Here is a 25,676-nt window from a genome sequence, read left to right on the forward strand (position 1 = left end):
ACACTCACAGTGCTAATGTTGTTAATGAGCGGTTTTCGCGAATTTACAACATGGGCGTCTTTGAAGATTTTTCCATGCCCTTCGGAAAAAGCTTCAAAGCGAGCCGAAAGACAATTTGATTTGTAATTGCCTGCAGGCGTCCCCACTCCGAGTTGTCCCTACCACCAACCAGCAACGGCCGGAACTAACTCAAGACTATTGAACGATAACTTTCCCATGAAACATATTCATTCCACAGGCATAATCAAACTCGCCGGCCTTGCTCGTATCAATTTTGACCACGTGATCCTGATTCTGCGGCAGAAAGTCATTGACGCCCAAATCCGCAAAAACGACTTGTTCCAGACAGCTCGAAGGATCTTTGCGATTAAAGGTGATCTGCGCGGGAATGCCCTGCTTCAAAACCACCGTGCTTGGCGTATAACCGCCATTCACTTCGACACTAACATCCTGCTGGTTGTCGGTTAAATCAGCCACAACTTCCGTCGTCGTGTGTTTACCAAAGAACCACCAAACAATAAAGCTGATCAACGCTGCCGCAACTAATGTCACTAGAATTTTATCCATCACTCAATAACCTCTTCTACAAAATTTCAATTAACAATTCTGATCACAATTTCGGCCACTTGCCAAGCAATCGCAACTCACCGTTGCAGGTGCAGTCGTCGCCTTTTCTGCCAAAATCGTTTGCATTTGTTGGATGTCTTTCTGACTCAAAGTTAATTGATCTAGCAAGTTGATGATCACTTGTCCTTTTTTCATATTACATAAATGCGTGAATAACTCAGCCACCGTTTCATCCATGGCTTCTGTTTCTGGCACTGTTGGCTGATAGACAAAGCGGTGCCCGGTTTTATTCGTCGTTAACATGTTTTTCTTAACAAGACGTCCCAACAAGGTTTTGATCGTTGACTCGGTCCAATCACGCTTTAGTTGAATCGAATCGATCACTTCACGACTGCTCGCCTCACCTAGTGTCCAGATGATCCGCATTAATTCCCACTCCGATGACGTCATGCTCGTCACATTCGTTTCAGTCAATTTGATCTGCCCCTTTTTTCGTTTACGTTTGTAATCAATATAATCAGTTTACCTTTGGCGTTTACATTTGTCAACTTAAAAAATCAATCAGTTTTTTACGCAAAAAAATAGCCCTCGAGAGGCTATTTTAAGTTTAGTAATCATCGCGAATTGAAGCGAGGTCTCCCTTAACATCCGCAAATTTATACTGAGTCGAATCATTGCTGATCGTGTCCGTCAGCCGATCCAGATCATTCATCGCGATTTCGTAAGAATGTGTTCCCGTGGGTCCGACCGACAACGCACTCAAAGTGTTTTGCTGCCGATCGATCGCCGCAAACACTTTTTTATTTTCTGCAGGAATTTGGGTTGTGTCCACTCCAGTATCAGTTTTTCTGAACATCGTAACCCCACCCACACCAATTCTAACCATCGATTCTTGAGTTAGAAATAAATAAGTATAGGTGCCATCAGAACCCGCCAGTGTCGTCTGCTTAGGCATCACATAACCAAACTTAGCTGCCAATTCTTGCGCATGGATAAAACCGATCGTATAGACTTGATCAGTCGTTAGTGGCTTGAGATCCTGAATTTTAAATCGATTGACAATCGCGCTAGTCCCACTCGTGTTCACTTGATAGCCTAAATTTGTGATCACGCGGATCTGGTCTTCGCTCTTGTCAGAAGCTAACCAACGACCCTCTAACTCGGTAGTTTTCAGCTGTTTGGCAGGCGCTTTGAATCCGGAACTCGTGTATTCGGTCACCGGAATATTTTCGACTTTATTTAAAGTCTGATAAATATATCGTAATTCTAAGACGTATAAATGATTTCCACTGGCAATGTAGCCATCAGACTGAATCAGCGGCCTGGTTCCTTTAAATTGAAAATAAGTCAGATCGGAATAGCTTTTGATTTTGATGCCAGACTTCGCAGCTTTGAGCGCTTCGTTTATTTGTTGAATCGAGACCATTCTTCTTTTGTAACCAGTGGGGCCAGTGGTATCTTGATTGAAACGCTTTTCAACATCTTGATAACTGACCGTATTGTACCCACTATCGCGCTGATTATGATGCGTGATCATCACGTCAGGAGTTGTGACCGACGAATTTAATTTGGTATATTTTGCATCCACAAGCTGACCACTGCCATTGACTTTCGCATTCACGGTGCCACTTTGAACCCAGATTGTTTCTTTCTTCTGCAAAATCCGCTGCGATTCTTTTTTCACGTTAACTGCCGGCTTACCACTCACACCACAGCCGGTTAAAATTAGCATCAAAAACAGTACCCCGCACCATAATTTCGATCGTTTTTTCATCAGTTATCCTCTCACACTTACATACTCATTTGTTGTCCATGTTACACTTGTAGCTCGCAAGCACCTAGATCAATTAAATAAATTTACCGCATCGTAATATTTAAATCAGCTAATATCGTAACTTTTAGACATAAAAAGCGTTTGAATTCGATCACAAATTCAAACGCCACGTCATTATTTATCCCAGATCACAATTCGTTTTGCAGGATCCAAGTACATTGCATCATCAGTCTTGACCGCGAAAGCTTGGTAAAACTCTGCAAAGTTTTTAACCGGTACATTCACACGTAATGTTGCTGGTGCATGAACGTCCTGTAACAAAACCGTCTTTGCCATCTCTGGGCGCATTTTCGTTGCCCACGATTTTGCATAAGCAATGAAGAAAGCTTGTAGGTCAGCATTAGTCGCAGCTTGACCGAGCATATCTAGCGCCACGTCCATACCGGCATTGTCGGCAATATTTTCACTGACCGTCAATTTCCCGTTAACTTTGGCACCTTCATAATCAAGGCCATCGAATTGATCGGCGACCGCTTGAATTTCTTGATCGAAAGCGGCTCGGTCGGCTTCTGTCCACCAATTGCGCATATTTCCTTGGGCATTGTACATGGCGCCGTTGTTATCAAACGAATGTGAAATTTCATGTCCAATTGTTGCACCAGTGCCGCCAAGATTTTGAGCACGCGTCCAGTCGACTGAATAAAACGGTGGTTGTAAAATACCGGCCGGGAAGGTGATGTCGTTTTTCGAAGGATCATAACAAGCGTTCACTAATTGACCAGGCATCGCCCACTCACTGCGGTCGACTGGCTGACCGACAGTCGCAAACCGATACGTGCTGATTTGCGCTTGCAGATCCAAGACTGCCGTCAACAAGTCAGTATCATCGCCAACGGTTAAATGCTGATACATTGGGAAAACTGCATCGGGATATCCCATTTTGATTTTCATCGTGCTTAATTTTTCAATTGCTTGTTGACGAGTGCTGTCACTCAGCCAAGTATTCGCGCGCAATTGCACTTCATATTGGGCAATAATTTGTTTGACCAACTCGGTAATATCTTGCTTGGCCGTTTCACCAAAATACTTACGACCATAATAAACGCCGATCGGTTCTGCGAGGAAACGGTTGGTGATTCGATAAGCCTGCTTGACCCAATCATCGGCTTCGGGTTGACCAGACAAATAAAGTCGATAAGCGCTCCCCAACTTCCGCAACTCATCGCTCAAGAATGGCGCGGCATTGATCAACTCTTGAATTATCGCGAAATGTTGCCATTCGTGATAATTTTCTGCCGTAAAAATCGTCGCCACATTTTGAACATACTTCGGTGAAAATGTATTGATTTTGTCCGGTGTCTGTTTTAATTGGTCCGCAAATGCATCCGCTAATCCAATGGTCGCCGTTTGTTCGGCGAATTCCGCCCAAGTCAACGGATTATTGATATTTTTATCATCGGCGAGTTCTTCATTCGTCGGCACGAATTGGGCAGTGCGCGCATCGAAAGTCAAAGCATCCGCCACATATTCTTGTTGCTGTGTGCTGGAATAACCTGCTGCCGCCAATAATTGCGTAGCCATTTTAGACCAAGCCGCTAACATTTGTTGATTATCGGCACTGTCCTTCTGATACAAGGCAGAATCCGGCAAAATCGGATCCTTACAACTCAGATGCAGAATGTTTTTCGTAGCATCGTCGAAGTCAGCCATCACAAAATAATCAAATGGCAACGCATATTGTCCAGAAATTAACTCTGATTGCGCCGCTTTGAAATCAGTTAAACTCGTCAAACTTTCGAGAAATTGTAAACGCGTCTCGATCGGCTGAATACCTAAGTGATCACGTGTTGATTGATCGGCAGCTTTCGCATATAACTGCGCAGCCGCAGTTAGTGCGGGAATGTCGCTGGCTTCTTCACCAGCCGCAATTTTGGTTAAATCAGCCACCAGTTTCGTCCGAATATTATCAGTTAAATCGCTATCGGCGCTAACAACAGATTTGTCGGCAGGAATCACCGTTGAATCCTGCCATTCACCATTAACGGCGAGATATAAATCATCTTGAATGCGTGGAAGTCCCATTTTTTGTCCCCCTATATTGTATGTTGTGAGTAAGTACGGTTGAAATCAATGACTAAGTCGCTAATAACTAAAATCTTGGTTTTAAGATTTAAGTTATTAGCACTTAGACAGTGATTTCAGTACTTACGAACACGATTATGTTGTGAACTACCACCGGTTGAAATTGAGCATCAACTCGATTAACCACTTTGATTTGTTCTTAAATCAAAGTGGTTAATCAGTTGAGCGGAAATTTCAGTGGCAGTGAACACGATTATGTTGTGAGTAAGTACGGTTGAAATCAATTGTCAACTTAATTCAGTCTAACTAGCTGCTCAGATTAGTCTCATTATAGCTATTTTACAAACACTGCGCAAAATTAATTTCAATCAAAAAAATTCAAGACCATTATTCCGGTCTTGAACTGTTAATGTCATATTTATTTAGTTCAGCGTTAACGCCGTAACACTTTCAATATGGTTGCTCATTGGAAACATATCGACAGGTTGCGTCGTGGTGCCGTTGTAGCCACCATCGATCAGCAAGCGTAGATCACGCGCTAATGTGGCAGGGTTACAAGAAATATAGACGAGTTTTTTAGGCCTAGCTTTCAAAACTGCGTCAATAAATTCTGGTTGCAGGCCTTTACGTGGTGGATCCACGATCAAGACATCGATTTTTTGACCCTTTTCGACCCATTCAGGCAAAATTTCTTCGGCCAAACCTACGGTAAAGTCCATATTGTCGACGTTGTTCAACTGTGCATTGATTTTTGCATCAGCAATGGCTTCCGGAACGATTTCGATTTCGCGAACTTGTTTAACATGGTCCGCAATCGAAATCCCGATCGTACCAATGCCTGAATAGGCATCGACAACGATTTCATCAGGCTGTAAATCAGCCAACTTAATCGCTTGACGATAAAGATTTTCCGTTTGTTCTGAGTTCACTTGATAGAACGATTGCGCAGAAATACGGAATTTTTTACCTAACAACTCATCTTCAAGATAAGAATTCCCATAAACTGGGCGTTCCTGCATTCCTAAAATCACATTGGTCACCTTAGGATTGTAATTAATAATGATACTAGAAACTTCGGGCAATTCGCTGATGGCATCGACAATGTCGGCCTCTTGCGGCAAACGGCGTTGACGTGTGACCAACACGACCATTTGTTGGCCGGTTTTGCGAGCACGACGAACCATAATGTGTCTGATCACGCCAGAATTATGTTCCTCATTGTAAGCAGGCACATTAAACGCGCGTAAAATATCGCGAATTTCTTTGACGGTTGCATCGATTTTGGGATCCTGAATCAAGAAGTCCGTCATTGGCACCAAGTGATGTGAACGTTGACGATAAAATCCAGTTTCCAATTGGCCATCAATCGCACGTACGGGAATTTGCGCCTTATTGCGATAATGAGTCGCTTCGGGAGCTGCCAAGGTGGGTTGCACCGTCAAGTCCAGCTTATCTTTTTGGAAAAGTGCGCTGATCTGTTCTTGCTTGAACTTCAACTGCGCCTCATAAGTTAAATGTGCAAGTGGCGCGATCCCAGTTTGTAGATAGACCGAGTTTTCTTGGCTGACTCGATCTGGACTAGTCGTGATGAATTCCAATAAACGACCGAAACCATAATTTTTATTGGCTTTGGTCACCAAGTACTTAATTTCTTCACCGGGGAGCGCGTTGCCGATAAAAATGGGATACCCATTATCAACCTTGATCACACCCATCGCTTGATAAGTCAGATCCATCACAGTGCCCGTAAGGACCTGGTTTTTTCTGACCGGAATTTCAGTTTTGTTTGCCATAATAACTCCTTTTAATTTGGATCATACCTTCTGGAGAAAAAATAAAATCTGCGTTTTTTTTCGCGTTACAGTGTTAACAGTTAAAATAATAGACCGTGACAAAACGTCGTTGCCACAGTCCCAGCTTTAGTCCATTGTCTTTGGATCATTCTTTGCTGCTTCAAGCGTTGCCTCTGTGGGATCAGCCGATAATGCTTTATCGGGAATATCATCCACATTCGCAAACATTTCGATATGCTGACGCAGATTGATGAACGTCATCGGTGCATCGCCACCGTATTCGCCGTCAAGATTAATTTTCATTTCTTGGCCCGCGTCGGTTTTCGCAACAACTTTACGTGTCTTCGTGTAAATAATATTGGAATCGTTGACGTGGCGGCCGCCATTAAGCACCATGGTCATCAGGCGAATGATTTCGGCAACGTTGCTCGTCTTAACCACGATCAAAGCAAAATTCCCGTCGTCTAGTGAAGCGTCCGGCGCAATTTGCTCGAAACCACCGATGGAATTTGTGAGACCAAGCAAGAACATCGATGCCTTACCATCGAACTCGCCATCATCATACTCAATGTGCATTTGCACCGGTCGGATCCGCGGCAACATTTCTGCACCCTTCAAGACATAGGCCAAATAGCCTAGCATCGACTTGAATTCAGAAGGCACATCATAAGTCAGTTCGGTCAGAAACCCACCGCCGGCAATATTCATGAAATAATTGTCGTTGGCTTTACCGATATCCATTTTGACCGTTTGACCTTTTAAAATCACCTTGGCTGCTTCAACAACATCATCACGTGGAATTTTCAGCGCACGTGCATAATCATTGGTGGTTCCGGCAGGGATAATCCCCATTTTAGGCCGGTGTTTCAATGGTGCAATGCCATTGACAACCTCATTGATCGTGCCATCGCCACCAGCAGCCACGATCAGGTCGAAGCCGTCACGCGCAACCCGTTCGGCTTCTTGAGCCGCCGAAAATGGTTTTGCTGTTGTTTGGAAGGCGCTGGTTTCATAACCGGCTCTTTCTAGAATATTTAAAATTTCACCAATATTCCGCAGCATCGTTTCATGCCCGGAAGTGGGATTGTATATTAATCGAGCACGCATTTTCATCGACAAAACCTACTTTCTACTTGACTCAAGAGGAACTGAATTGTGTATTACTTTTTTAAATCCATTGAAAAAATATTATCTACCTTCGGCAGAAGTTGCTCCAGAAAATAGTGGGAGGTTGCTGTGGGGACGGCTGCAGGATTTCCAAAGTACGGAAATTCTTCCGCCTAAAATGTGAGCTCCGGAAAATCGCCGGATCTCATATTTTCCCTTTCTGTAAATTCGCAAAGTACGCTCATTAACAGAAATACCACCGCAATCCCACTATTTTCTTCCGCAACTTCTGCCTAAACTTATTTTGTTTAGTGAAGAATTTGAATAACAGGGTTCCTCGAACTTGATTAACATTGTTGCCTTTGCTTTGAATAGTTCTTCTAAAAAGTCTGAACGATAATCCAGTCCGCCTTTCGTCTTCTAGAAACTAAAGTTGCGGTACAAACCAGTCGCACAGGACTAGACGTTGGCTAGAGTAACCACTAAAAAGCCGCCGAGATGAGTCAGAACGCGGAAGAAAAAGTTGCGACTCGCAGTGAAATTGTTCTTGCGGGACCAGATTATTTCCAAAACGTTCTCAGATGAGTTGACTAATAATTCAGTTATCCACCAAACTAAAGTCCCGCTAGAACAAGGGTGATCTTCAAGACTTTTGCGGTTTTCAAAAGGCTTGAAGTCATCCCCACAGCGAGGCGCAACATTTTTCTGCAGCGTTATGACGGAACCAAACTAAATCCTACCTCACGTAAACAAAGCCTTCAAGATCAGCAGGTCAACAATTTCCGGCAGAACCACAACCATAATTATCGTTTATTCAATTCACCCATCAAAATCTGGTTAACCACTTTTGGATTAGCTTGTCCGTGCGTCTGCTTCATAATTTGACCGACCAAAAAGCCGACGGCACGATCTTTGCCGTTCTTAAAATCGATGATCGATTGTTCATTCGCATCCAAAATCCCGGTAATAATTGGCGTTAATACCGCAGGATCTGATTCTTGAACTAACCCTTTTTCTTCGACCCAAGTTTTGGGTTCGGTGCCATTTTTAATAGTTTCTTGGAAAACTTTTTTAGCAATTTTCGATGAAATCGTACCGTCTTGAATCAACTTGATCATCGTTGCCAAATTTTCAGGTGTCAATTTTGTCTCTAATAAATCGAGCTTGTTGGCATTCAGGTAGGCACTAACTTCGCCCATTAACCAATTTGAGGCCAACTTAGGATCAGCATCATGTTCGATCGTGTCTTGGAAGAAGTCAGACATTTCCTTCGTTAAAGTCAAGACACCGGCGTCATATTCAGGAATACCGAGCTGATCAATATAACGTTTGCGCCGTTTATCTGGCATTTCGGGAATGGCGTCTTTAATTTCTTTGATCCAAGCATCCTCAACTTCAAATGCTGGCAAATCTGGCTCAGGGAAGTAGCGATAATCATCGGAGCCTTCCTTGACCCGCATCAGAATGGTTTCACCTGAAGGCTCATCAAAGCGTCGTGTTTCTGGACGAACTTGTCCACCCGCCAATAAGATCTCCGACTGGCGTTTTTCTTCAAAGGCCAATCCTAAACGGACATGGTTGAACGAGTTTAAGTTTTTCAGTTCGGCTTTGACCCCGAGTTTATCGGTACCAATTGGCCGAATGGAAATGTTGGTATCCACACGCATGGAACCTTCTTCCATCTTCACATCAGAAGCACCGGTAAACTGAATCGTCTTACGTAGTTGTTCCAAATAAGCATAAGCCTCATCTGGCGAAGAAATATCTGGTTTAGAAACAATTTCGATCAACGGTGTCCCTTGACGGTTTAAATCGACATAAGAATAGCCATCGTCACCGTGAGTATTTTTACCGGCATCTTCTTCGACATGTAATTCTTCGATGCCGATTTTTTTCTTCTTGCCGTCAACTTCGATTTCAATCCAACCATTACGTGCCAAAGGTTGCTCAGACTGCGTAATCTGGTAAGCCTTAGGATTATCTGGATAGAAATAATTCTTACGATCAAAGTGAGTATACTTCGTCACATCCGCGTGCAACGCCAACGCCACCATGATGCCCAACCGATAAGCTTCATGATTGACGGTTGGTAGAACACCAGGAAAGCCGAAATCGATTACGTTTGTACTCGTATTTGATTCAGCACCATAAGTCACTGGCGAAGGGCTGAACATTTTAGTTTTAGTTTTTAACTCAACGTGAACTTCTAGTCCGATTGTGGTTTCAAAATTCATTAATGAGCACCTCCCTTGAAGGTTGGTTGTTCTTTATAATATTCGGTTGCTGCTTCGAATGCAGAAGCTGCTTTAAAGATACTGCCTTCATCGAAACGTTTGGCAATCATCTGCATCCCAACTGGTAAGCCGTGGCTATCAAAGCCAGCAGGCACTGAGGCAGCAGGAACACCGGCCATGTTTGCGGAAATCGTTAAGACGTCTTTGAAGTAAAGCTTCAATGGATCAGAAATATTTTCGCCAAGCTTAAATGCGGTATCTGGTGAAGTTGGTCCGATAATTAAATCGTGATCTGCTAAAACTTTTTCAAAGTCTTGTTTGATTAACGTCCGCACTTGAGCGGCTTTATTGAAGTAGGCATCATAATAACCAGCTGATAATGCAAAAGTCCCCAACATGATCCGACGCTTAACTTCGGGACCAAAACCTTCGGAACGACTCTTAACATAAACATCATCCAAATTTTTAACATCTTCAGCACGGAAGCCATAACGAATCCCATCGAAACGTTGCAAGTTTGATGAAGCTTCACTTGACGCCAAAACATAATAAGCAGGCACACAATATTTCGTATAAGGTAACTGGACATGATCGATCACAGCACCCAACTGTTCTAGTTGTTGCAAGCCTTTTTCAACTTGAGTTTTAACTTCTTCGTCAATACCTTCACCGAAGAACTCATCAGGAACAGCAATGCGCAGGCCTTTGATGTCTTGACTGATGAATTGGGTGAAGTCTGGTGCGGCTTGTTTCGAACTCGTACTGTCTTTTTCATCATGACCAGAAATGGCCGACAAAATATACGCAGAATCTTTAACACGACGCGTCATCACACCGATTTGGTCAAAGCTTGATCCAAACGCGATCAATCCCCAGCGCGACACGCGACCATAAGTTGGCTTAATCCCAAAAATACCGTTATAAGCCGCGGGTTGGCGAATCGAACCACCCGTATCACTCCCAAGTGCCGCGATCACTTCTCCGGCTGCGACTGCGGCTGCAGAGCCACCTGAAGAACCGCCGGGCACGCGATCGAGATCCCAAGGGTTTCTAGTAGGTTTGAAATAAGACGTTTCTGTTGATGAACCCATGGCAAACTCATCCATGTTCGTTTTACCAAGATTGATCATGCCTGAATTTTCGAGTTTCTCAACAACGGTGGCATCATAGACAGGTTCAAAGTTGTCTAGCATGTGACTACCAGCAGTTGTGCGCACACCCTTAGTCACAATATTATCTTTGTAGGCAATCGGAATCCCAGCAAGCTTGTTATCTGGATCAATGCCTTGCTTGTCGAGCGCCACAGCTGCAGCCAGCGCTTTTTGATCATTAACCGTCACAAAGGCATTCAAATCTGAATCGTGTGCTTCAATGGCGTCCAATGAACTTTCAACTAAGTCGCTTGAACTGATTTTTCCAGCAACCAATTGCTCATGTAACGTTTCAATATCCATCTCTAAATAACTCACGCGTCAGCTTCCCCCTTGTCGATAATTGATGGCACCTTGATCAAGCCATCCTTGGTTTCGGGAACATTCTTCAGTAAGTCATCACGAGAAATCCCGTCATCAACCGGAACATCTTCACGGAAAACGTTGATCTCGTCGGTGATTTGCGTCGTTGGTTTAACCCCCGTTGTATCAACCTGTGATAATTCGTCTTCCATCTCAATGATTTGGTCTAATTGATCCGTAAATTGGTTGAGCTCTGCATCATTAAACGATAAACGCGCAAGACTCGCCACATGAGCCACTTGGTCTTTAGAAATCACGGCTTATTTCCTCCATTCATTGAACCTTTTTCTAGTTAAGTTTTGTGAATACTTTTTAGACGTGCTTCAAAGCTACTGAAATTTCGTTCAATGAACCGATTCATAAAATCTCAAAGCTTATTTTGTGGATCGGTCGCATTGAGCCTCAATTTCAACCGTAGCTTTTCACACTTTCTGTTTCATTCTATCATTTAACGCGGCACTTAAAAACTAGTAACTGCTAAAAACGTGCGTATAGAAATCTTTCTCGCCACTATCACGATTCAAAAAGGCTTGCATGCCTTCGACCGACGAGATGGTAATTTCAATCGGCACATTGGCAGGTAAATAACGTGTAGCCGCGGTTTCGGTGTACTGAGTGAAACTGCGGATCTCGTTTTCGCCGAAGAATTGTGTCGTCACTTTGATTTTCATACCCGACAATTGATTGCCCTGATACTGCACCTGGGCAGTCACACCGCTGAGATTAGGGAAGAACGATTGGATATGTGACTTAAAGTTATCGAAAGATTCGCTGTCGCCGTCATTGATTGCTTTTTCGTTATTGATCACTGGCAAGACGCTATTTTTCTGGTCGATCGTCGTCCACGAATCGATGTTGGTTCCAGATTTGCTCACAGCTTGTGCAAAATAAGTCCCGCCGACTAAGCTGTCACTATCAGCCTGTTCGTATAGTGCAAAAACGATCGGCACATTTTCTAGACCTTTTTTCTTGCGTAAGCGGGTTAAAATTTTCTCAGCCATCGACTTACCCTGTTGTTCACGGGTGGTCTTCGAAATCGTTGTCTTGAACACCGCGCCGTACTGAACTTTGCGATAACTATCGACGGCATTTATGCCTAGTGCGATCGAAACCCCACCTAATTCATATGAACTGCCATTATGCAACAGATAATCTTGCTCCAAAATATCCTGTAAATAAATCGGATTACGTTCCGTTGGCTCAGTTTTGCCGTTGTCGACTGGATTCAATCCCTCTGAATTACTCTTTGAGGATCGTGCTAACCAACTATTGGCCGTCGTCCGTGAAATATATTGACCTTCTTGAAAGGCATATTTTTTCGGTGAAAATTGATCCTTGCTAAGTGTCGTTAGGCCACTCTCTAAACTTGAAACATTGAGCGAGTTGGCATTCGTATCGTTCAACAATCCCCGCGCCGCACTGACTTTATACTTGCCATCGGTTAATAACGCGCTATATTGCGTGCCATCCGTCGTCCCAGTCACCTGATAAGACGAAGAGTTCGAAGTGGTGTTACTGGTTGTATTCGATGTGGTCAATCCGGAATTCTGCAAGCTCCCACAAGCAGCTAGACTGAGCATACCCACAAGCGTGATGGCCAACAGTGTTAATTTTTGAATATGGTTCTTCATTCTTTCACCTCATTAAGGTATTGCTTGGCAGTCGCTTCGTCGATGATTTGGATCGAGAGTGACTGTGCTTTCGTCAATTTACTACCCGCGTCCTCGCCGGCAATCAGCAGGTCTGTCTTTTTGGAAACCGAACCTGTGACCTTGGCACCTAATTCTGTTAAACGTTCGGTTAATTCTGGACGCGTAAAGTCATTCAGCTTACCGGTCAGAACGACCGTTTTATCCTTGAAATAATTATCTGGTGTCGCTTCAGTTTCAACAGGGCCTAAATAATCGAGATTAACACCGGCATCCGCCAATTCTTGAATTAATTCTTGCATTTGTTCATTGGCAAAATAGGCTTGTAAACTATCGACGATCGTTTGACCAATTGTTTTGATCTCACTGATTTCTTCAGGATCGGCCGCCATTAACTTGGTTAGATTGCCAAAATGTGCTAACAATAATCGAGCTGCTTTAGCCCCCACATTACGAATTCCCAAGCCGAAAAGCAACCGTTCCGCAGAATTATTTTTCGAATTACGGATCGCCGTCAATAAATTATTGATCGACTTCTCTTTAAACTTATCCAGTTGCGCCAAATCAGCCGCAGTCAATCCATAAAGATCCGCCACGTCTTTGACCAGCTGGCGATCATATAGTTGCCCGATAATCTTGGGCCCCATACCATCAATATCCATCGCATTACGTGAGGCAAAATGCGTGAGCCCTTCTTTAACTTGTGCAGGACACATTGGATTGATACAACGCAGCGCGACTTCATCCTCCAAATGGACTAAATCAGCGCCACATGATGGACATTGCGTTGGAATCTGATAAACCACGCTATCTGTTGGCCGTTTACTCAAGACCACTTCGGAAACTTCGGGAATAATATCGCCAGCCTTATGAAGCTTGACCGTATCCAGCAGCCGAACATCTTTATCTTGCAACATATCGGCATTATGCAGCGTTGCTCGAGCTACCGTGGTGCCGGCCAATTGAACGGGATCCATGACCACAGTTGGTGTGACAACTCCAGTCCGCCCAACTGTCCATTCAATATCACGAACGATGGTTTCAGCCTCTTCTGGTGGGAATTTATAAGCAATTTCCCAGCGTGGCACTTTGACCGTATTGCCTAATTTTTGTTGAAGATTAAGATCATTTACTTTTAGCACCACACCATCAATTCCATACGGAAGTTGATCACGTTGCTTCACCGATTGATCGATAAAATCGTGCACGGTTTCTAAATCTTGTGCAACAATCGAACCCGGTGTCACATGAAAGCCCCAATCCTGGAGTTGTGTCAGAGCTTGGGCTTGCGTCGTGATGCCATATTGTTGCGCGTTCACGATCGTATACATCAAGGTATCCAGTTGTCGTTGCGCCGTTACTTTTGAATCGAGCTGGCGTAAACTACCTGCTGCTGCGTTGCGGGGATTGGCAAATACGGGTAATCCTTCCCGGTCGCGCGCTTCGTTTAATTTTTCAAACGAAACTTTAGGCATGTAACATTCACCACGCACCTCAAGATCGATTGGTTCGGCTAATTGCTGCGGAATGGTCTGGATCGTGCGCAGATTATCAGTCACATCTTCACCGATCGTTCCATTACCACGCGTCGAACCTTCGACTAACTTTCCCTGCTCATAACGCAATGAAATCGCCAAGCCATCAATCTTTAATTCCACGCTGTATTCACTGGGTTGATCAATTGCGGCAACGATTCGCTGGTCGAATTGTGCCAACTCTGCTTCCGAAAAGACGTCGCCCATTGATAGCATCGGAATCTCATGAATGATCTTAGTGAAATCTGATAAAACCGCTCCGCCAACTTGTTGTGTCGGCGAATCCGGTGTGACCAAATCTGGAAAAGCTTGTTCCAACAGTTGCAGATCCCGATACTGGGCATCATAAACCGAATCCTCAACCACCGGAGCATCCGCCGTGTAGTAAGCTTGAGCGTATTGAATGAGCTGTGCGCGCAGACCGCCAATTACGGCAGCGGCCTCTTCATGCGAATAATCTGAAATAGGTTTTTCCAAAATGACACCACTCCTTTGATCGACGGTTATGAAAATTATCTAATTCCAATATCAATATTAGTCAGTAACTTTGCTGATTGGTGCAAATGCGGCCATTAAATTCTTGATGCCGACTTCTGGAAAGGCTATGGTTAATTCCGTGTCAGCAGAGCTATTGCTGACTTGAACCACCGTTCCTTTACCCCACTTGCGGTGTTCGACTTTGTCGCCGACTTGCCAAGCTTGTTTTTCTGCACCAACGGATCCGCTGGCTTTAACGGCAGCATGCGATTCTTGATAAGTCGTCGATTGCGCCCGATGGAATTGGCGACCTTTTGTGCCAGAGCTAGCTTGGTCAAAAGGATAAGATGATGCAGTTGGATTTTCGTCTTCTAGAACTTCTGGATTGATCTCGCTAATAAAACGTGACGGTGGATTACTCTGTGAGCGTCCGTATAACATACGCGAATAAGTATTCGTAATGTATAATTGCTTCTCTGCACGCGTGATGCCGACATAAGCTAATCGACGCTCTTCTTCTAAGGCATCATCTTCCAATAACGCCCGTGACAATGGGAAAATACCTTCTTCCATTCCCACTAGAAAGACAACTGGAAATTCCAATCCTTTAGCAGCGTGTAAAGTCATCATGGTAACTTGTTGAACATCATCTTCCAAATCATCCTGATCAGAAACCAAAGCTAATTCAGAAATGAAATCAGTCAGTTGATCACTAGTTTCGTCTTCTGGTTCATAAGTGTCGTCAAACTGTTTGGTAACCGTCAAGAATTCAGCCAAGTTCTCCACGCGCGTCTCGGCTTCCAGCGTTTTTTGAATTTCAAATTGATGTTGATAACCACTTTTATCTAAAAGGGCTTCGGTTAATTCGGTGATCGACAATTCGTTGCGTTGCGCGTTCAAATCATAAATCATCTGAGCAAAATCAAGCAAACTAGTCCGTGGTCTTGCTGCCAACGCCGACAAATCGGAATTGCGCGCAGCCGACAACAGCGACCAATCATGCTCGTCCGCAAACTCTTGCAATTTAGTGATCGTGCCTGTACCCAATCCGCGTTTAGGCTCGTTAATGATCCGATTGAAGCTCATCGAATCATCGGGATTAGCCACAAGCCGCAAATAGGCCATGACGTCTTTAATTTCTTTGCGATCGTAGAATTTATGTCCGCCAAGAATCTTATAAGGCACATGTCGTTGTACCAAGCGGGACTCGATCGAACGTGATTGTGCATTGGTCCGGTACAAAATTGCAAAATCACCATAATTTTGAGTATGATCTTGCACACTATCTTTAATTTTAGTTGCGACAAAATCGGCCTCGTCGACCTCACTTTGAGCACGATAATAACCAATTTGAGTGCCGGCGGGATTGTCGGTCCATAATTCTTTAGGCTTACGATAATTATTATTGTTGATCACCGCATTGGCAGCCGTCAAAATATTTTTCGTCGAGCGATAATTTTGCTCCAACATAATCATCTTGGCGTGAGGATAATCCTTCTCAAAATTCATGATGTTATCCATGTTCGCACCACGCCAGCCGTAAATACTCTGATCGGCATCACCGACTACACAAACATTGCGATAACCCGCGCCCAATAACTTCACGAGTTGATACTGAGCTTCGTTGGTATCCTGATATTCATCCACATGAATGTAACGAAACTTGCGCTGATAAAAGGCCAGCGTCTCATCGCTGGTGTGAAATAAACGAATCGTTTGCATGATCAAATCATCGAAATCGAAAACTTGGTCGCGCTGCAATGACTGCTGATAAATTTTGTAGACCTTGCTGACAATCTCGTCGAAACCTTGCCCCGCATTTTGTTCAAACTGTTCTGGGGTCAATAAATCATTTTTAGCGCTACTGATCGCCCCTAATATTGCTTTGGGCTCATATTTTTTAGGATCTAAATTAAGTTGACGTAAAATTCGTTTAACTAAAGTTAATTGTTCCGAAGGGTCGGCAATGGTAAATGACTTCGCATACCCAATCTTTTCGCACTCACGGCGCAAGATCCGCACACAAAGCGCATGAAAAGTCGACACCCAAACATCATTGGCATCTTCAGCAAGAAGTTTACCGATCCGTTCGCGCATTTCTTTAGCAGCTTTATTTGTAAATGTAATTGCCAAAATCTGCCAAGGCATCACGCCTTTTTCTTGAATCAAGTAAGCCACACGATGCGTTAACACCCGCGTCTTACCCGAACCAGCGCCGGCCATGATCAACAGCGGCCCTTCCGTCTGCAAAACTGCCTCTGCTTGCTTGTCATTGAGTCCCTGTAATAAAGTAGTCGCCATGTTGCCATCCTTTCAAAATCCACTGCTATTCAAGTTCTTATTATACCAAATATTGACCACTAAGCCTAAGATATTCCCAAGACTTAGCATTGACTTAAAAAAATAAAGCTGCGAGAGATCACGGGTTGGCAGTGAGCATTAACCTGACTCATACTCAAATTTGTTTTTAAATTTGAGTATGAGTCAAGTTAAGCGGAACTGACAGTGATTTCGAGCGCAATTATGCTGCGAAGAAAGATGGGTTGAAATCAGTGTGTGTTGCTGCTCTACCTTCGGTCGCGGCTGCGTGGGGCAAGTGACAGACTACTGTGGGGACGGTTCCAGGCTTTTCCCAAAGTTCGGGGAAAAGTCTTCCACCTCGATTTCGAGCTTTTTCTCAATCGCCAAACCCGCTCTGAGAAAAATCTCGAAATGCGCCCCTGCTGTAAGCGACGATGGCCCTGTCGCAACACCAGTTTCACAGTGTCGTCACTTGCCCCACGCAGCCACGACCTAAACTGGAATTAGTTTAGTGGTGAACTGGGAAGAACTGGGTTTGGGCGGAAGGATTTGATTTCAACGCCGATCGCTTTGTTGCTGGAAATATAATCACGTTGGATATTTTGCCACTAAATATTTATGTTGCTCAGAAAAGATTCGTAAGGTAGAAAACCCAGGTCAGAATCTAAATCTGTTTGCTAGAATGGACCACAGAATTTGCGGAAGAGAATGAACAGCACACTGTGATAATGGTCTTAGCGATATGGTTCACCGTCGCTTAGAGCATGGGAAATTCGGAGATCTTGCCGGTTTTGCAAGAGCTCCAAATTTAGGCGGAAGAATTTCCGTACTTTGGAAATCCTGCAGCCGTCCCCACGAGTGAGCTGTTCATTCTCTGGAGCAAATTCAAACCGCAATCACGCACAAGCCAAATATTTTCTAACTAGGTCAGAATACAATTCAGAATCCAAATCCGCTCACCAGAATAGATCCACAGAATTTGCGGAAGAGAATGAACAGCACACTGTGATAATGCTCTTAGCGACAGAACCATCGTCGCTTAGAGCATGGGAAATTCGGAGATCTTGCGGTTTTGGCAAGGGCTCCAAATTTAGGCGGAAGAATTTTGGTGGGCTTCCAAAATCCTGAAGCCGTCCCCACAAGTGAGCTGTTCATTCTCTGGAGCAAATTCAAGCTGCCCTTACCCACAATCACTGTGGTTTTTAGCCACTCAAAACTCAGACACAGCAACCAACAAAAAAAGCCCGGAATTTTCCAAGCTTTCTCAACAACTAATTCAATTATTTCAAACCTAAACGATCAAAGATTTCATCCACACGCCGCAAATGCCAACGATAATCGAAAGCTTCATCCAACTGGGCCTGTGTCAAGTGACTCATCACTTGCGAATCTGTGGCCAATAACGTTTTGAAATCCGCACCCTGATCCCAAGCAGCGGCAGTTTTCGGCTGCACCAAATCATAAGCGGTTTCGCGACTCAAGCCACTTTCAACCAGTTTCAATAAGACGCGCTGACTAAAGATCAAGCCGTGGGTCAGGTTCAAGTTTTTCAACATGCGCTCTGGAAAAACACCCAGATTGGTCAACAACCGATTAAATCGGGACAGTTGATAATCCAATAAAGTTGTCGCGTCCGGCAAAATAATGCGTTCTGTCGAGCTATGCGAAATATCGCGTTCATGCCATAAGCCAACATCTTCCAATGCTGGCGTTTGGTAGCCACGAATCACCCGCGCGATCCCGGTCAAATTTTCTGAACCGATTGGATTACGTTTGTGTGGCATCGCCGATGAGCCTTTTTGTCCGGCAGCAAATTGTTCTTCGACTTCATGCACTTCTGTCCGCTGTAAATGACGAATTTCTAACGCGAATCGTTCAATCGAAGTGGCGATCAAGGCGATTGTCGAAATATATTCTGCATGCAAATCGCGCGGTAAAACTTGCGTCGAAATATCTTGCGCGCGAATTCCAAGTTTCGCGGTGACATACGCCTCAATTTCGGTGGGGACATTGGCAAATGTGCCCACTGCGCCACTGATTTTTCCGGCTTCAACTCCTGCAGCAGCGTGGTCGAAACGTTCGATGTCGCGTTTCAATTCAGCATACCAAGTTGCCAAGACTAATCCGAACGTCGTTGGTTCCGCATGAACGCCGTGAGTGCGGCCGATCATCACCGTATCCTTAAATTCAAGCGCGCGTTTTTTGACTGTTGCTAAAAGTGTTTCGAGATCTGCACGCAAAATTTCGTTGGCTTGCTTCAAACGGTAGCCTTGAGCGGTATCGACGACATCGGTAGAAGTTAACCCAAAGTGGATCCACTTGCGCTCGGCACCTAATGATTCAGAAACTGTCCGTGTGAAAGCAACCACATCGTGTTTCGTAATTTGTTCTAATTCTTGAACGCGTTCAACGGTAAAGCTGGCGTTTTCGCGAATTTTTTTCGCATCCGCAACTGGGACTTCCCCTAATTGTGCCCAAGCTTCACTGGCTAAAATTTCCACTTCGAGCCAAGATTGATATTGATTCTGAACGCTCCAAACCTGCTGCATTTCTGGTCGGCTATATCGCTCTAACATATTTCACTCTCCTACCACAATTCGGTACCGCTTAATAATTCGACTAGGCTTTGATAATCACTTGCGACAATGGTTGCTTCTCCCAAGACTGGCTCATAATGGCCATCTTGTTGAACAACTGGCCAAAATGTAAACTGCCAATTGGCTCTTTTTTGAATTTGAGCGAAAACTTGCGGTTCCAAACTAGCAGGTAACGCAATCAACGCGCCTTCCTGACGGAACCATAAGTTAGGCACAGGCCACTCTGATAATGCGCGTAAATGTAACTCGTATTGAGAAAAATTCGTGACGCTAGCGTAAAGATCGGCAGCCTGATACGTTCCCGGATAAATCCGGTTTACAAAAAGAAGCCCCGATTTTGTTTCTAAGAAGGTCACACCAAGCAATCCTTGATAATGAATATTATCCGCGATCTGAACTGCCACACGCTTGATTTCGTCCATGACTTCTGGATCGTTTTTTTGGTGAGCGATCGCACCATGAAAATCACCGTCGCGATAAATTGTTTCTAGTGCTGGAAAGGCTTGGACATAGCCACTACGATCTTTGCTGACCATGATCGAGTATTGTTTAACATCGGAGATCCATGATTCCAAAATATAACTGCCATCCGCCATTCGACTCGCCAGTTTGCGTAAATCATCGGGTTCCTCGAGTAAGTAGTGTGACTGATTGGTTAATCCCTTTTGAATTGGCTTCAAAACACATGGATAACCGATCGAATCGATCACATTACGAATGTCGTCTAATGAAACGACCATCGCATAGGGCGGAATATTAATATTGTGTGCTTCTAGAAAAGCTTTTTCTAAGTATCGATCTTGCGTGATCGTGAGCAGTTCGGTTCCTTGCGGTAGTTTTGCAGCAATCTGTGCTTCCGTGATTGCATTGACGCTGACATGTTCACTCGCATAAAGGACGATCTGACTGCCAGCCGCAAGTCGGCGCAACAAATTAACATCGTCGATCGAACCAACGATGACCTGATCCGCAGCTTTGGCGGCTAAGTCATTGACATTTTGAACCAATATATTGACCCAAAATCCTAATTTGTGAGCAGCAACAGCTAAGTTCCAACCATTCTGTCCGCCACCGATGATGCCGATATAAGAACGTGGATACACAAAACTCATCAAAATAACCTTCTAACTTATTAGTTGCAGAAATAATATTTAAAGTTTAAATCATCAGGTGACGCAAAAAGAAAACTAAGTACTGGCAATGAAAAAAGCTTTCATTCGTTATCCGTCGCTGTTTTATTTCTTAATGATCCTGCCATCGAGTTGATGATCATTGTTTCCTATTGTAGCAAATAGTAGATTCAAAAGCACAGCAATTAAACTGGCAACGACTATTCCGTTCTGCAAAAATAACTTAGCTTGTTCTGGAAGTGCACCGAAGATTTCAGGTTTGACAGTCACGCCTAAGCCAGCGCCGATCGAAGTCGCCACGATCAACAAATTCTGATCACTAGAGAAATCAACCGCCTGCAACATGCGGATCCCTTGAACAGCCACCATGCCGAACATCACCAACATTGCCCCACCAAGGACTGGCGTCGGGATGATCGTCGCCAACGCGCCAGCTTTAGGCAACAAGCCTAATAACACTAGAAAACCGGCCGCGAAATAAATTGGTTTACGGGTTTTGATCCCAGACATCTGAACGAGACCAACATTTTGCGAAAAAGCGGTATAAGGGAACGTATTAAACAGACCCCCAAGAATAATGGCGAGTCCTTCAGCGCGGTACCCTTTTTTAAGATCTGCTTCTTCGATCGGACGATCCACGATATCACCGAGTGCAAAATACACGCCCGTTGATTCGACCATGGAGACCAACGAAATAATAATCATGGTCACGATCGGCGCAGCTTCAAACTTAGGTGTGCCAAAATAAAACGGCTGGGGAAAATGGAACCAACTTGCTTCGATAACCGGCTTCAAGGAAACCATGCCCATCATTCCAGCGATAAGTGTACCGACGACGAGGCCAACTAAAACGGCGATCGATCTGAAAAATCCGTGACCCCATCCATTAATTGCCAGGATGATCACGATGGTCAAAAATCCCACTAATAAATATTTAGGATCTCCGAAATCTTTTGCACCATCACCGCCACCAAGATTACCGACCGCCACAGGAATCAGGGTCAAGCCAATGACCGTGATCAGTGAACCAGTAACGACGGGTGGGAATAATTTCTTAATTTTAGCAAACCAACCGGAAATGAGGATCACAACTAAACCGGCGACCATGATCGAGCCATACATCGCGCCAATACTATAATTCTTGCCGATCATCTTCAACGGTTCGATAGCTTGCACGGCACAACCTAGAACGACGGGCAGCCCGATCCCCATGAATCGATTACTTTTTAATTGCAAAAACGTGGCTAATCCACACATAAAAATATCGATCGAGACTAAATAAGTCAGTTGCTTTGCAGAGAACCCTAAAGCACCACCGATCAATAATGGCACCAAGACTGAGCCTGAATACATGGCTAATAAATGCTGCAGGCCAAGAACCGCAGCTTTTGGATTAGAAATTGGTGCTGTAGATTGCGCCACGAACAATTCCCCCTAGTTTAAAACTCAAAAAATTTTATCCTTAAAGCGACAAATGGCTTATTTATCGTCGACGAAAACAACCTGGCCGTTTTCAAAAGCCTTGATCCGCGCCAATGATTCAACTTGAACGCCTTTTTCATCCAGTAATTGACGCCCTTTCTGGAACGTCTTCTCGATGACAATGCCGACGCCTTCGAGTGTGGCATTTGCGGCATCGATGATTTCCATTAAGCCTTGAACTGCCTGACCATTTGCTAAAAAATCATCGATGATCAACACATGATCATCTGCATCGAGGAATTTCTTAGAAATCGAAATTTCGTTGCTGACTTTTTTCGTAAACGAATAAACGGTTGCCGTGTAGAGATTGTCTTTCAGCGTTAACGACTTATGCTTGCGCGCAAATACAACGGGCACTTTGAAAATCAAGCCCGCCATGACTGCCGGTGCGATTCCAGAAGATTCAACAGTTAATATTTTTGTGATTTTTTTCGATTGAAATAACCGATAAAATTCCTGCCCCATGGCATACATCAACTCGGGATCGATCTGATGATTCAAAAAATTGTCAACTTTCAGAACGTCATCGCCAAGCACTTGACCTTCGGTTCTAATTTTTTCTTCTAACTGTTGCATAACTGGCCTCCACAATTTATTTACCTTAACATAGCATAATCAGGGTGTACTGACAAATCGCTGTAGCTTGTTAGGACTTTTTTGATTGGACTGGAATTTTCGTCTCATTCGGTTTGTGGCTTTAGTTCAGCGTGCGCAAAGACCCTTTGCTAGTTTGGTTTGCGGGGAACTCGAGTTTTCGTCTCATTCGGGTTGTTGCTTTAGTTCAGTGTGTGCAAAGACTCTGTGACTGGTCGATATTTTTTAATTTATTTATCGTACGTGTTCAAGTCGTACTGTTCGATTAGATTGATCAATTTGGTTGCGTAGCCTGGGTCTGTTGCGTAGCCGTCTGTTTGTAGTGCTTGGGCGGCGGCTTGGTAATTGTCTGCGGCTAAGAAATGTTCGTATTGTTCTGGATTCCAAGAAGTTCCTTTGTGAAACAGCTGGGCATGTTCTAACAATGAGGCGTCATAGGAGGGATAGGCGCGGAAACGCGCGGTCACGGTTTGCCACTTACCATCAATATATTCTTGAGTCGTCATTTGTTTCGTGTTGTCTGGGCTGTCACCCTTAACACCGAACAAGTTATTATATTTGGTCGTCAGCTGACTGTCCCCCCAGTCGCTTTCTAAGATTGCCTGAGCGATCGTAATGCTGGGTAGGATCTGGTAGGTGTCGCGAAGCTTAATTGCCTCTGGCGCAATTTTATTGATGAATTCGCGTTTATGATTCACAACGGCCGTTTGGGACGACGCAGTTGCAGCCGCGTGTTCTTTAACAACAGCTTGTTGATGTTCGACCATGACCAACATCAAGACTGCACTAATAATGATCGCTAAAAAAATCAGTCCTAAGTTAGTCATCTCGTGGCGATAACGGCGATTGCTCGATGAAGATGAATAAGATCGGCGTGAACTGGTCGTTTTTTTCCTGCGTCGTGTTGCCAAACTTGTGCCCCCTCTCCCGAAAACTAAAATATTAATCCGTCAGTCTTTTATTTAGAACAATCATATCACGTAATTGAATTCCATTCTCTTCAATCGGTTCAGAATATTGATCAAAAAAATGAAACCGGATCTGCGCAAAACGAAAGCCATTATGTAAGTAGAAACTGAGATTCGAGATGGACGCATCACCCGTGCCCACCAACAACTCTTTTTGATCGGTGGCACGTGCAGCATCGCTCACAATTTTGATCAATCGGCTTCCTAATCCGTGCCCTTGAAATCTTGGATCGACGGCAAGGTTCATGATTTCCCATTGTTGATTTGTTTTGGGCTCAACGGCAATGCTAGCCACAAAGTCGGTTTTGCTTTTTAACGCCCAAATTTCAGTCTTCGCCAAATATTTATCGATCATTTGCCAAGACTCGTCTGCTAGAAAGAGCAAGTCGGCCAAATTCTCGCGCGCCTCTTCTGGTGTGAGTGACCAGAGACTCAGCTCGGGTGTCATTGCTTTGATGAAGTTCATCTTATTCACCTCGTTGATAAATCGTGATATCAAAAAAGGATCGACATAAATGTCGATCCAAAAAACTGTTATCAACTAATTTAAATTAGTCTTTGTTAACGTTAACAGCTTGTGGTCCGCGATCGCTTTCTTCGATATCGAAAGTAACTGCTTGGCCCTCTTCGAGAGTCTTGTAGCCGTCGCCTTGGATAGCTGAGAAATGTACGAATACATCGCTACCATCTTCGCGAGTAACAAAACCGTAACCTTTTTCTGCGTTAAACCATTTAACTGTGCCGTGTTCCATGAGAACATTTCCTCCTCTAAGTGCATAAAAAAATTTGTTTGTAATTCTGGTGGTACTAATGGAAGAAAGTCTATGCGAACAATCGAATCAATACCATTCAAAAACTACAACTATTATATTACCATTAACACAAGTTAAAGACAAGCGTTTCTTCACTTTAGTTAATTTATTTTTAAATCGGCGTCAATCTCCCACACGTCAATTTTCGCAATTCTGGCAGACTAACTAGCCAAAGCCTGCACACTCAGCCTTTATAAGCTCATGTTCTCTGAGCACCAATTTTAAAAGTGCTTGAATTCCCCTAGCTACAATTATGTTGGCGCTTTATCTTGGCCTCAGAATATGCTATCTTAAGTTGAGACAACACAAATGGGGAGAAATAATGATGAAACCAAAGCGAATAGCGCTCCTACTGATTCTAGGACTGGCACTCCTATCCGGTTGTCGACAACCGATCAACAATAAAACCGAACTCAAGACGAACACAACGGAGATCATTACACTGTTGAAATCGCAACGAACTCAGCTAGAATCGATCAATACGGCTTACGAGAAATTACAGCAACAGCTCCCCCAAGCTCAAAAGAAATCGCCGAACACCAATTTATTGACCGACAAAAACAGTCGTGTCTATCAACTGAATCAAACGGCCACAACAAGTTATCAAACTAGTCAGGACAATCTTAAAAAACTCGCCAGCATTAACACCCGCCTAAAAGACACGGCTGCGCAAAAAGTCAGCAATTTGCCTAACAGTGCCATTCTCAAACTCAATCAAAGCTTGCACATTATTCAGTTAGATCACGAAAGCCTCGAGAAATTTATGGAGGCCTATCAGAAAGATCAGACCGAACTTTTCAAGAGTGCACCCGATTTGATCAATGATGACAGCGACGAATTAAACGTGCTCATCTCGCAAAGCAATCAATATTTAGGCGCAGTCAGCCAAGAGTTAGAAATTTATCAAGTCAATTTAAATTCAAGTCTGAGCCGAGCCGAAGAATTATTGACCGCGGTCAAATAAAAAAGCCCTCACACCTGTCTATCGATTTCTGAAGTGCTTCATAATTGTTAGACAAACAGTCTAATGATTGTGAGGCACTTTTTGTATGGTCAAATA

At 43.9% G+C, this 25,676-nt stretch carries 20 protein-coding genes; 1 reads left to right on the forward strand and 19 read right to left on the reverse strand.

The genetic code is table 11. The annotated features are described in order from the left end of the window. Positions 1-195: 195 nt before the first annotated feature. From EKM67_RS03300 to EKM67_RS03390, 19 genes are all read right to left on the reverse strand, one after another. Entirely contained in the window at positions 196-567 is a 372-nt protein-coding gene (locus EKM67_RS03300) for a cupredoxin domain-containing protein (RefSeq protein ID WP_125577312.1), read from the reverse strand. 30 nt (positions 568-597) lie between these two features. Continuing rightward, positions 598-1,017, reverse strand: a complete 420-nt coding sequence (locus tag EKM67_RS03305) for a CopY/TcrY family copper transport repressor (protein WP_191986403.1) — start codon at positions 1,015-1,017, stop codon at positions 598-600. A gap of 157 nt (positions 1,018-1,174) precedes the next feature. Then, the gene (locus EKM67_RS03310) at positions 1,175-2,341 is read right to left on the reverse strand and encodes a hypothetical protein (RefSeq protein ID WP_125577282.1); all 1,167 of its coding nucleotides are present in this window, start codon (positions 2,339-2,341) and stop codon (positions 1,175-1,177) included. A gap of 174 nt (positions 2,342-2,515) precedes the next feature. Then, positions 2,516-4,423: a M13-type metalloendopeptidase gene (locus tag EKM67_RS03315; RefSeq protein WP_125577285.1), complete on the reverse strand. Its 1,908-nt coding sequence runs from the start codon at positions 4,421-4,423 to the stop codon at positions 2,516-2,518. A gap of 422 nt (positions 4,424-4,845) precedes the next feature. Then, positions 4,846-6,216 carry a 23S rRNA (uracil(1939)-C(5))-methyltransferase RlmD gene (gene rlmD, locus EKM67_RS03320; RefSeq protein ID WP_125577287.1) on the reverse strand — a complete coding sequence of 457 codons (1,371 nt, stop codon included), beginning with the start codon at positions 6,214-6,216 and terminating at the stop codon, positions 4,846-4,848. Between the two features lie 126 nt (positions 6,217-6,342). Next, a complete protein-coding gene (locus EKM67_RS03325) occupies positions 6,343-7,329 on the reverse strand; it encodes a diacylglycerol kinase (protein ID WP_125577289.1) in 987 nt (328 codons plus the stop codon). A gap of 797 nt (positions 7,330-8,126) precedes the next feature. Beyond that, complete coding sequence (gene gatB / locus EKM67_RS03330; RefSeq protein WP_125577291.1) at positions 8,127-9,557, reverse strand: Asp-tRNA(Asn)/Glu-tRNA(Gln) amidotransferase subunit GatB; 1,431 nt, start codon at positions 9,555-9,557, stop codon at positions 8,127-8,129. Beyond that, positions 9,557-11,026, reverse strand: coding sequence for an Asp-tRNA(Asn)/Glu-tRNA(Gln) amidotransferase subunit GatA (gene gatA / locus EKM67_RS03335; RefSeq protein WP_164506545.1), 1,470 nt, complete (start codon positions 11,024-11,026; stop codon positions 9,557-9,559). Before gatA ends, gatB begins: the two co-directional genes overlap by 1 nt. After that, positions 11,023-11,328 (reverse strand): Asp-tRNA(Asn)/Glu-tRNA(Gln) amidotransferase subunit GatC, encoded by a 306-nt coding sequence (gene gatC / locus EKM67_RS03340; RefSeq protein WP_125577293.1) that lies wholly within the window; start codon positions 11,326-11,328, stop codon positions 11,023-11,025. The genes gatA and gatC overlap by 4 nt, the downstream gene beginning before the upstream one ends. A gap of 210 nt (positions 11,329-11,538) precedes the next feature. Next, the gene (locus EKM67_RS03345) at positions 11,539-12,690 is read right to left on the reverse strand and encodes a CamS family sex pheromone protein (RefSeq protein ID WP_379894647.1); all 1,152 of its coding nucleotides are present in this window, start codon (positions 12,688-12,690) and stop codon (positions 11,539-11,541) included. Positions 12,691-12,698: 8 nt separating this feature from the next. Continuing rightward, entirely contained in the window at positions 12,699-14,735 is a 2,037-nt protein-coding gene (gene ligA / locus EKM67_RS03350) for an NAD-dependent DNA ligase LigA (protein WP_125577297.1), read from the reverse strand. A gap of 54 nt (positions 14,736-14,789) precedes the next feature. Beyond that, positions 14,790-17,033, reverse strand: a complete 2,244-nt coding sequence (gene pcrA / locus EKM67_RS03355) for a DNA helicase PcrA (protein WP_125577299.1) — start codon at positions 17,031-17,033, stop codon at positions 14,790-14,792. Positions 17,034-18,313: 1,280 nt separating this feature from the next. Beyond that, positions 18,314-19,609, reverse strand: coding sequence for an adenylosuccinate lyase (purB, locus tag EKM67_RS03360; RefSeq protein ID WP_125577301.1), 1,296 nt, complete (start codon positions 19,607-19,609; stop codon positions 18,314-18,316). An 11-nt stretch (positions 19,610-19,620) separates the two neighbouring features. After that, complete coding sequence (locus EKM67_RS03365; protein ID WP_125577303.1) at positions 19,621-20,742, reverse strand: ATP-grasp domain-containing protein; 1,122 nt, start codon at positions 20,740-20,742, stop codon at positions 19,621-19,623. 123 nt (positions 20,743-20,865) lie between these two features. Then, positions 20,866-22,182: a nucleobase:cation symporter-2 family protein gene (locus tag EKM67_RS03370; RefSeq protein ID WP_225417297.1), complete on the reverse strand. Its 1,317-nt coding sequence runs from the start codon at positions 22,180-22,182 to the stop codon at positions 20,866-20,868. 57 nt (positions 22,183-22,239) lie between these two features. Next, the gene (locus EKM67_RS03375; RefSeq protein ID WP_125577305.1) at positions 22,240-22,818 is read right to left on the reverse strand and encodes a xanthine phosphoribosyltransferase; all 579 of its coding nucleotides are present in this window, start codon (positions 22,816-22,818) and stop codon (positions 22,240-22,242) included. Positions 22,819-23,066: 248 nt separating this feature from the next. Further along, positions 23,067-23,747: a glycoside hydrolase family 73 protein gene (locus EKM67_RS03380; RefSeq protein WP_225417298.1), complete on the reverse strand. Its 681-nt coding sequence runs from the start codon at positions 23,745-23,747 to the stop codon at positions 23,067-23,069. Positions 23,748-23,778: 31 nt separating this feature from the next. Further along, positions 23,779-24,270, reverse strand: coding sequence for a GNAT family N-acetyltransferase (locus tag EKM67_RS03385; protein ID WP_125577307.1), 492 nt, complete (start codon positions 24,268-24,270; stop codon positions 23,779-23,781). 85 nt (positions 24,271-24,355) lie between these two features. Continuing rightward, positions 24,356-24,556 (reverse strand): cold-shock protein, encoded by a 201-nt coding sequence (locus EKM67_RS03390; RefSeq protein WP_054777370.1) that lies wholly within the window; start codon positions 24,554-24,556, stop codon positions 24,356-24,358. Between the two features lie 382 nt (positions 24,557-24,938). Here EKM67_RS03390 and EKM67_RS03395 point away from each other — a divergent pair, with 382 nt between their 5' ends. Next, a complete protein-coding gene (locus tag EKM67_RS03395) occupies positions 24,939-25,580 on the forward strand; it encodes a hypothetical protein (RefSeq protein WP_125577308.1) in 642 nt (213 codons plus the stop codon). Positions 25,581-25,676 lie beyond the last annotated feature (96 nt).

Origin of the sequence: Lapidilactobacillus mulanensis (assembly GCF_003946215.1) — a bacterium.
Lineage (GTDB): Bacteria > Bacillota > Bacilli > Lactobacillales > Lactobacillaceae > Lapidilactobacillus > Lapidilactobacillus mulanensis.

Bases quoted from the DNA above. Each gene is read 5' to 3' on its own strand.
- EKM67_RS03300 (WP_125577312.1), bottom strand. From the start codon at position 567: ATGGATAAAATTCTAGTGACATTAGTTGCGGCAGCGTTGATCAGCTTT.
- EKM67_RS03305 (WP_191986403.1), bottom strand. From the start codon at position 1,017: ATGACGTCATCGGAGTGGGAATTAATGCGGATCATCTGGACACTAGGT.
- EKM67_RS03310 (WP_125577282.1), bottom strand. From the start codon at position 2,341: ATGAAAAAACGATCGAAATTATGGTGCGGGGTACTGTTTTTGATGCTA.
- EKM67_RS03315 (WP_125577285.1), bottom strand. From the start codon at position 4,423: ATGGGACTTCCACGCATTCAAGATGATTTATATCTCGCCGTTAATGGT.
- rlmD (WP_125577287.1), bottom strand. From the start codon at position 6,216: ATGGCAAACAAAACTGAAATTCCGGTCAGAAAAAACCAGGTCCTTACG.
- EKM67_RS03325 (WP_125577289.1), bottom strand. From the start codon at position 7,329: ATGAAAATGCGTGCTCGATTAATATACAATCCCACTTCCGGGCATGAA.
- gatB (WP_125577291.1), bottom strand. From the start codon at position 9,557: ATGAATTTTGAAACCACAATCGGACTAGAAGTTCACGTTGAGTTAAAA.
- pcrA (WP_125577299.1), bottom strand. From the start codon at position 17,033: ATGGCGACTACTTTATTACAGGGACTCAATGACAAGCAAGCAGAGGCA.
- purB (WP_125577301.1), bottom strand. From the start codon at position 19,609: ATGTTAGAGCGATATAGCCGACCAGAAATGCAGCAGGTTTGGAGCGTT.
- EKM67_RS03365 (WP_125577303.1), bottom strand. From the start codon at position 20,742: ATGAGTTTTGTGTATCCACGTTCTTATATCGGCATCATCGGTGGCGGA.
- EKM67_RS03375 (WP_125577305.1), bottom strand. From the start codon at position 22,818: ATGCAACAGTTAGAAGAAAAAATTAGAACCGAAGGTCAAGTGCTTGGC.
- EKM67_RS03385 (WP_125577307.1), bottom strand. From the start codon at position 24,270: ATGAACTTCATCAAAGCAATGACACCCGAGCTGAGTCTCTGGTCACTC.
- EKM67_RS03390 (WP_054777370.1), bottom strand. From the start codon at position 24,556: ATGGAACACGGCACAGTTAAATGGTTTAACGCAGAAAAAGGTTACGGT.
- EKM67_RS03395 (WP_125577308.1), top strand. From the start codon at position 24,939: ATGATGAAACCAAAGCGAATAGCGCTCCTACTGATTCTAGGACTGGCA.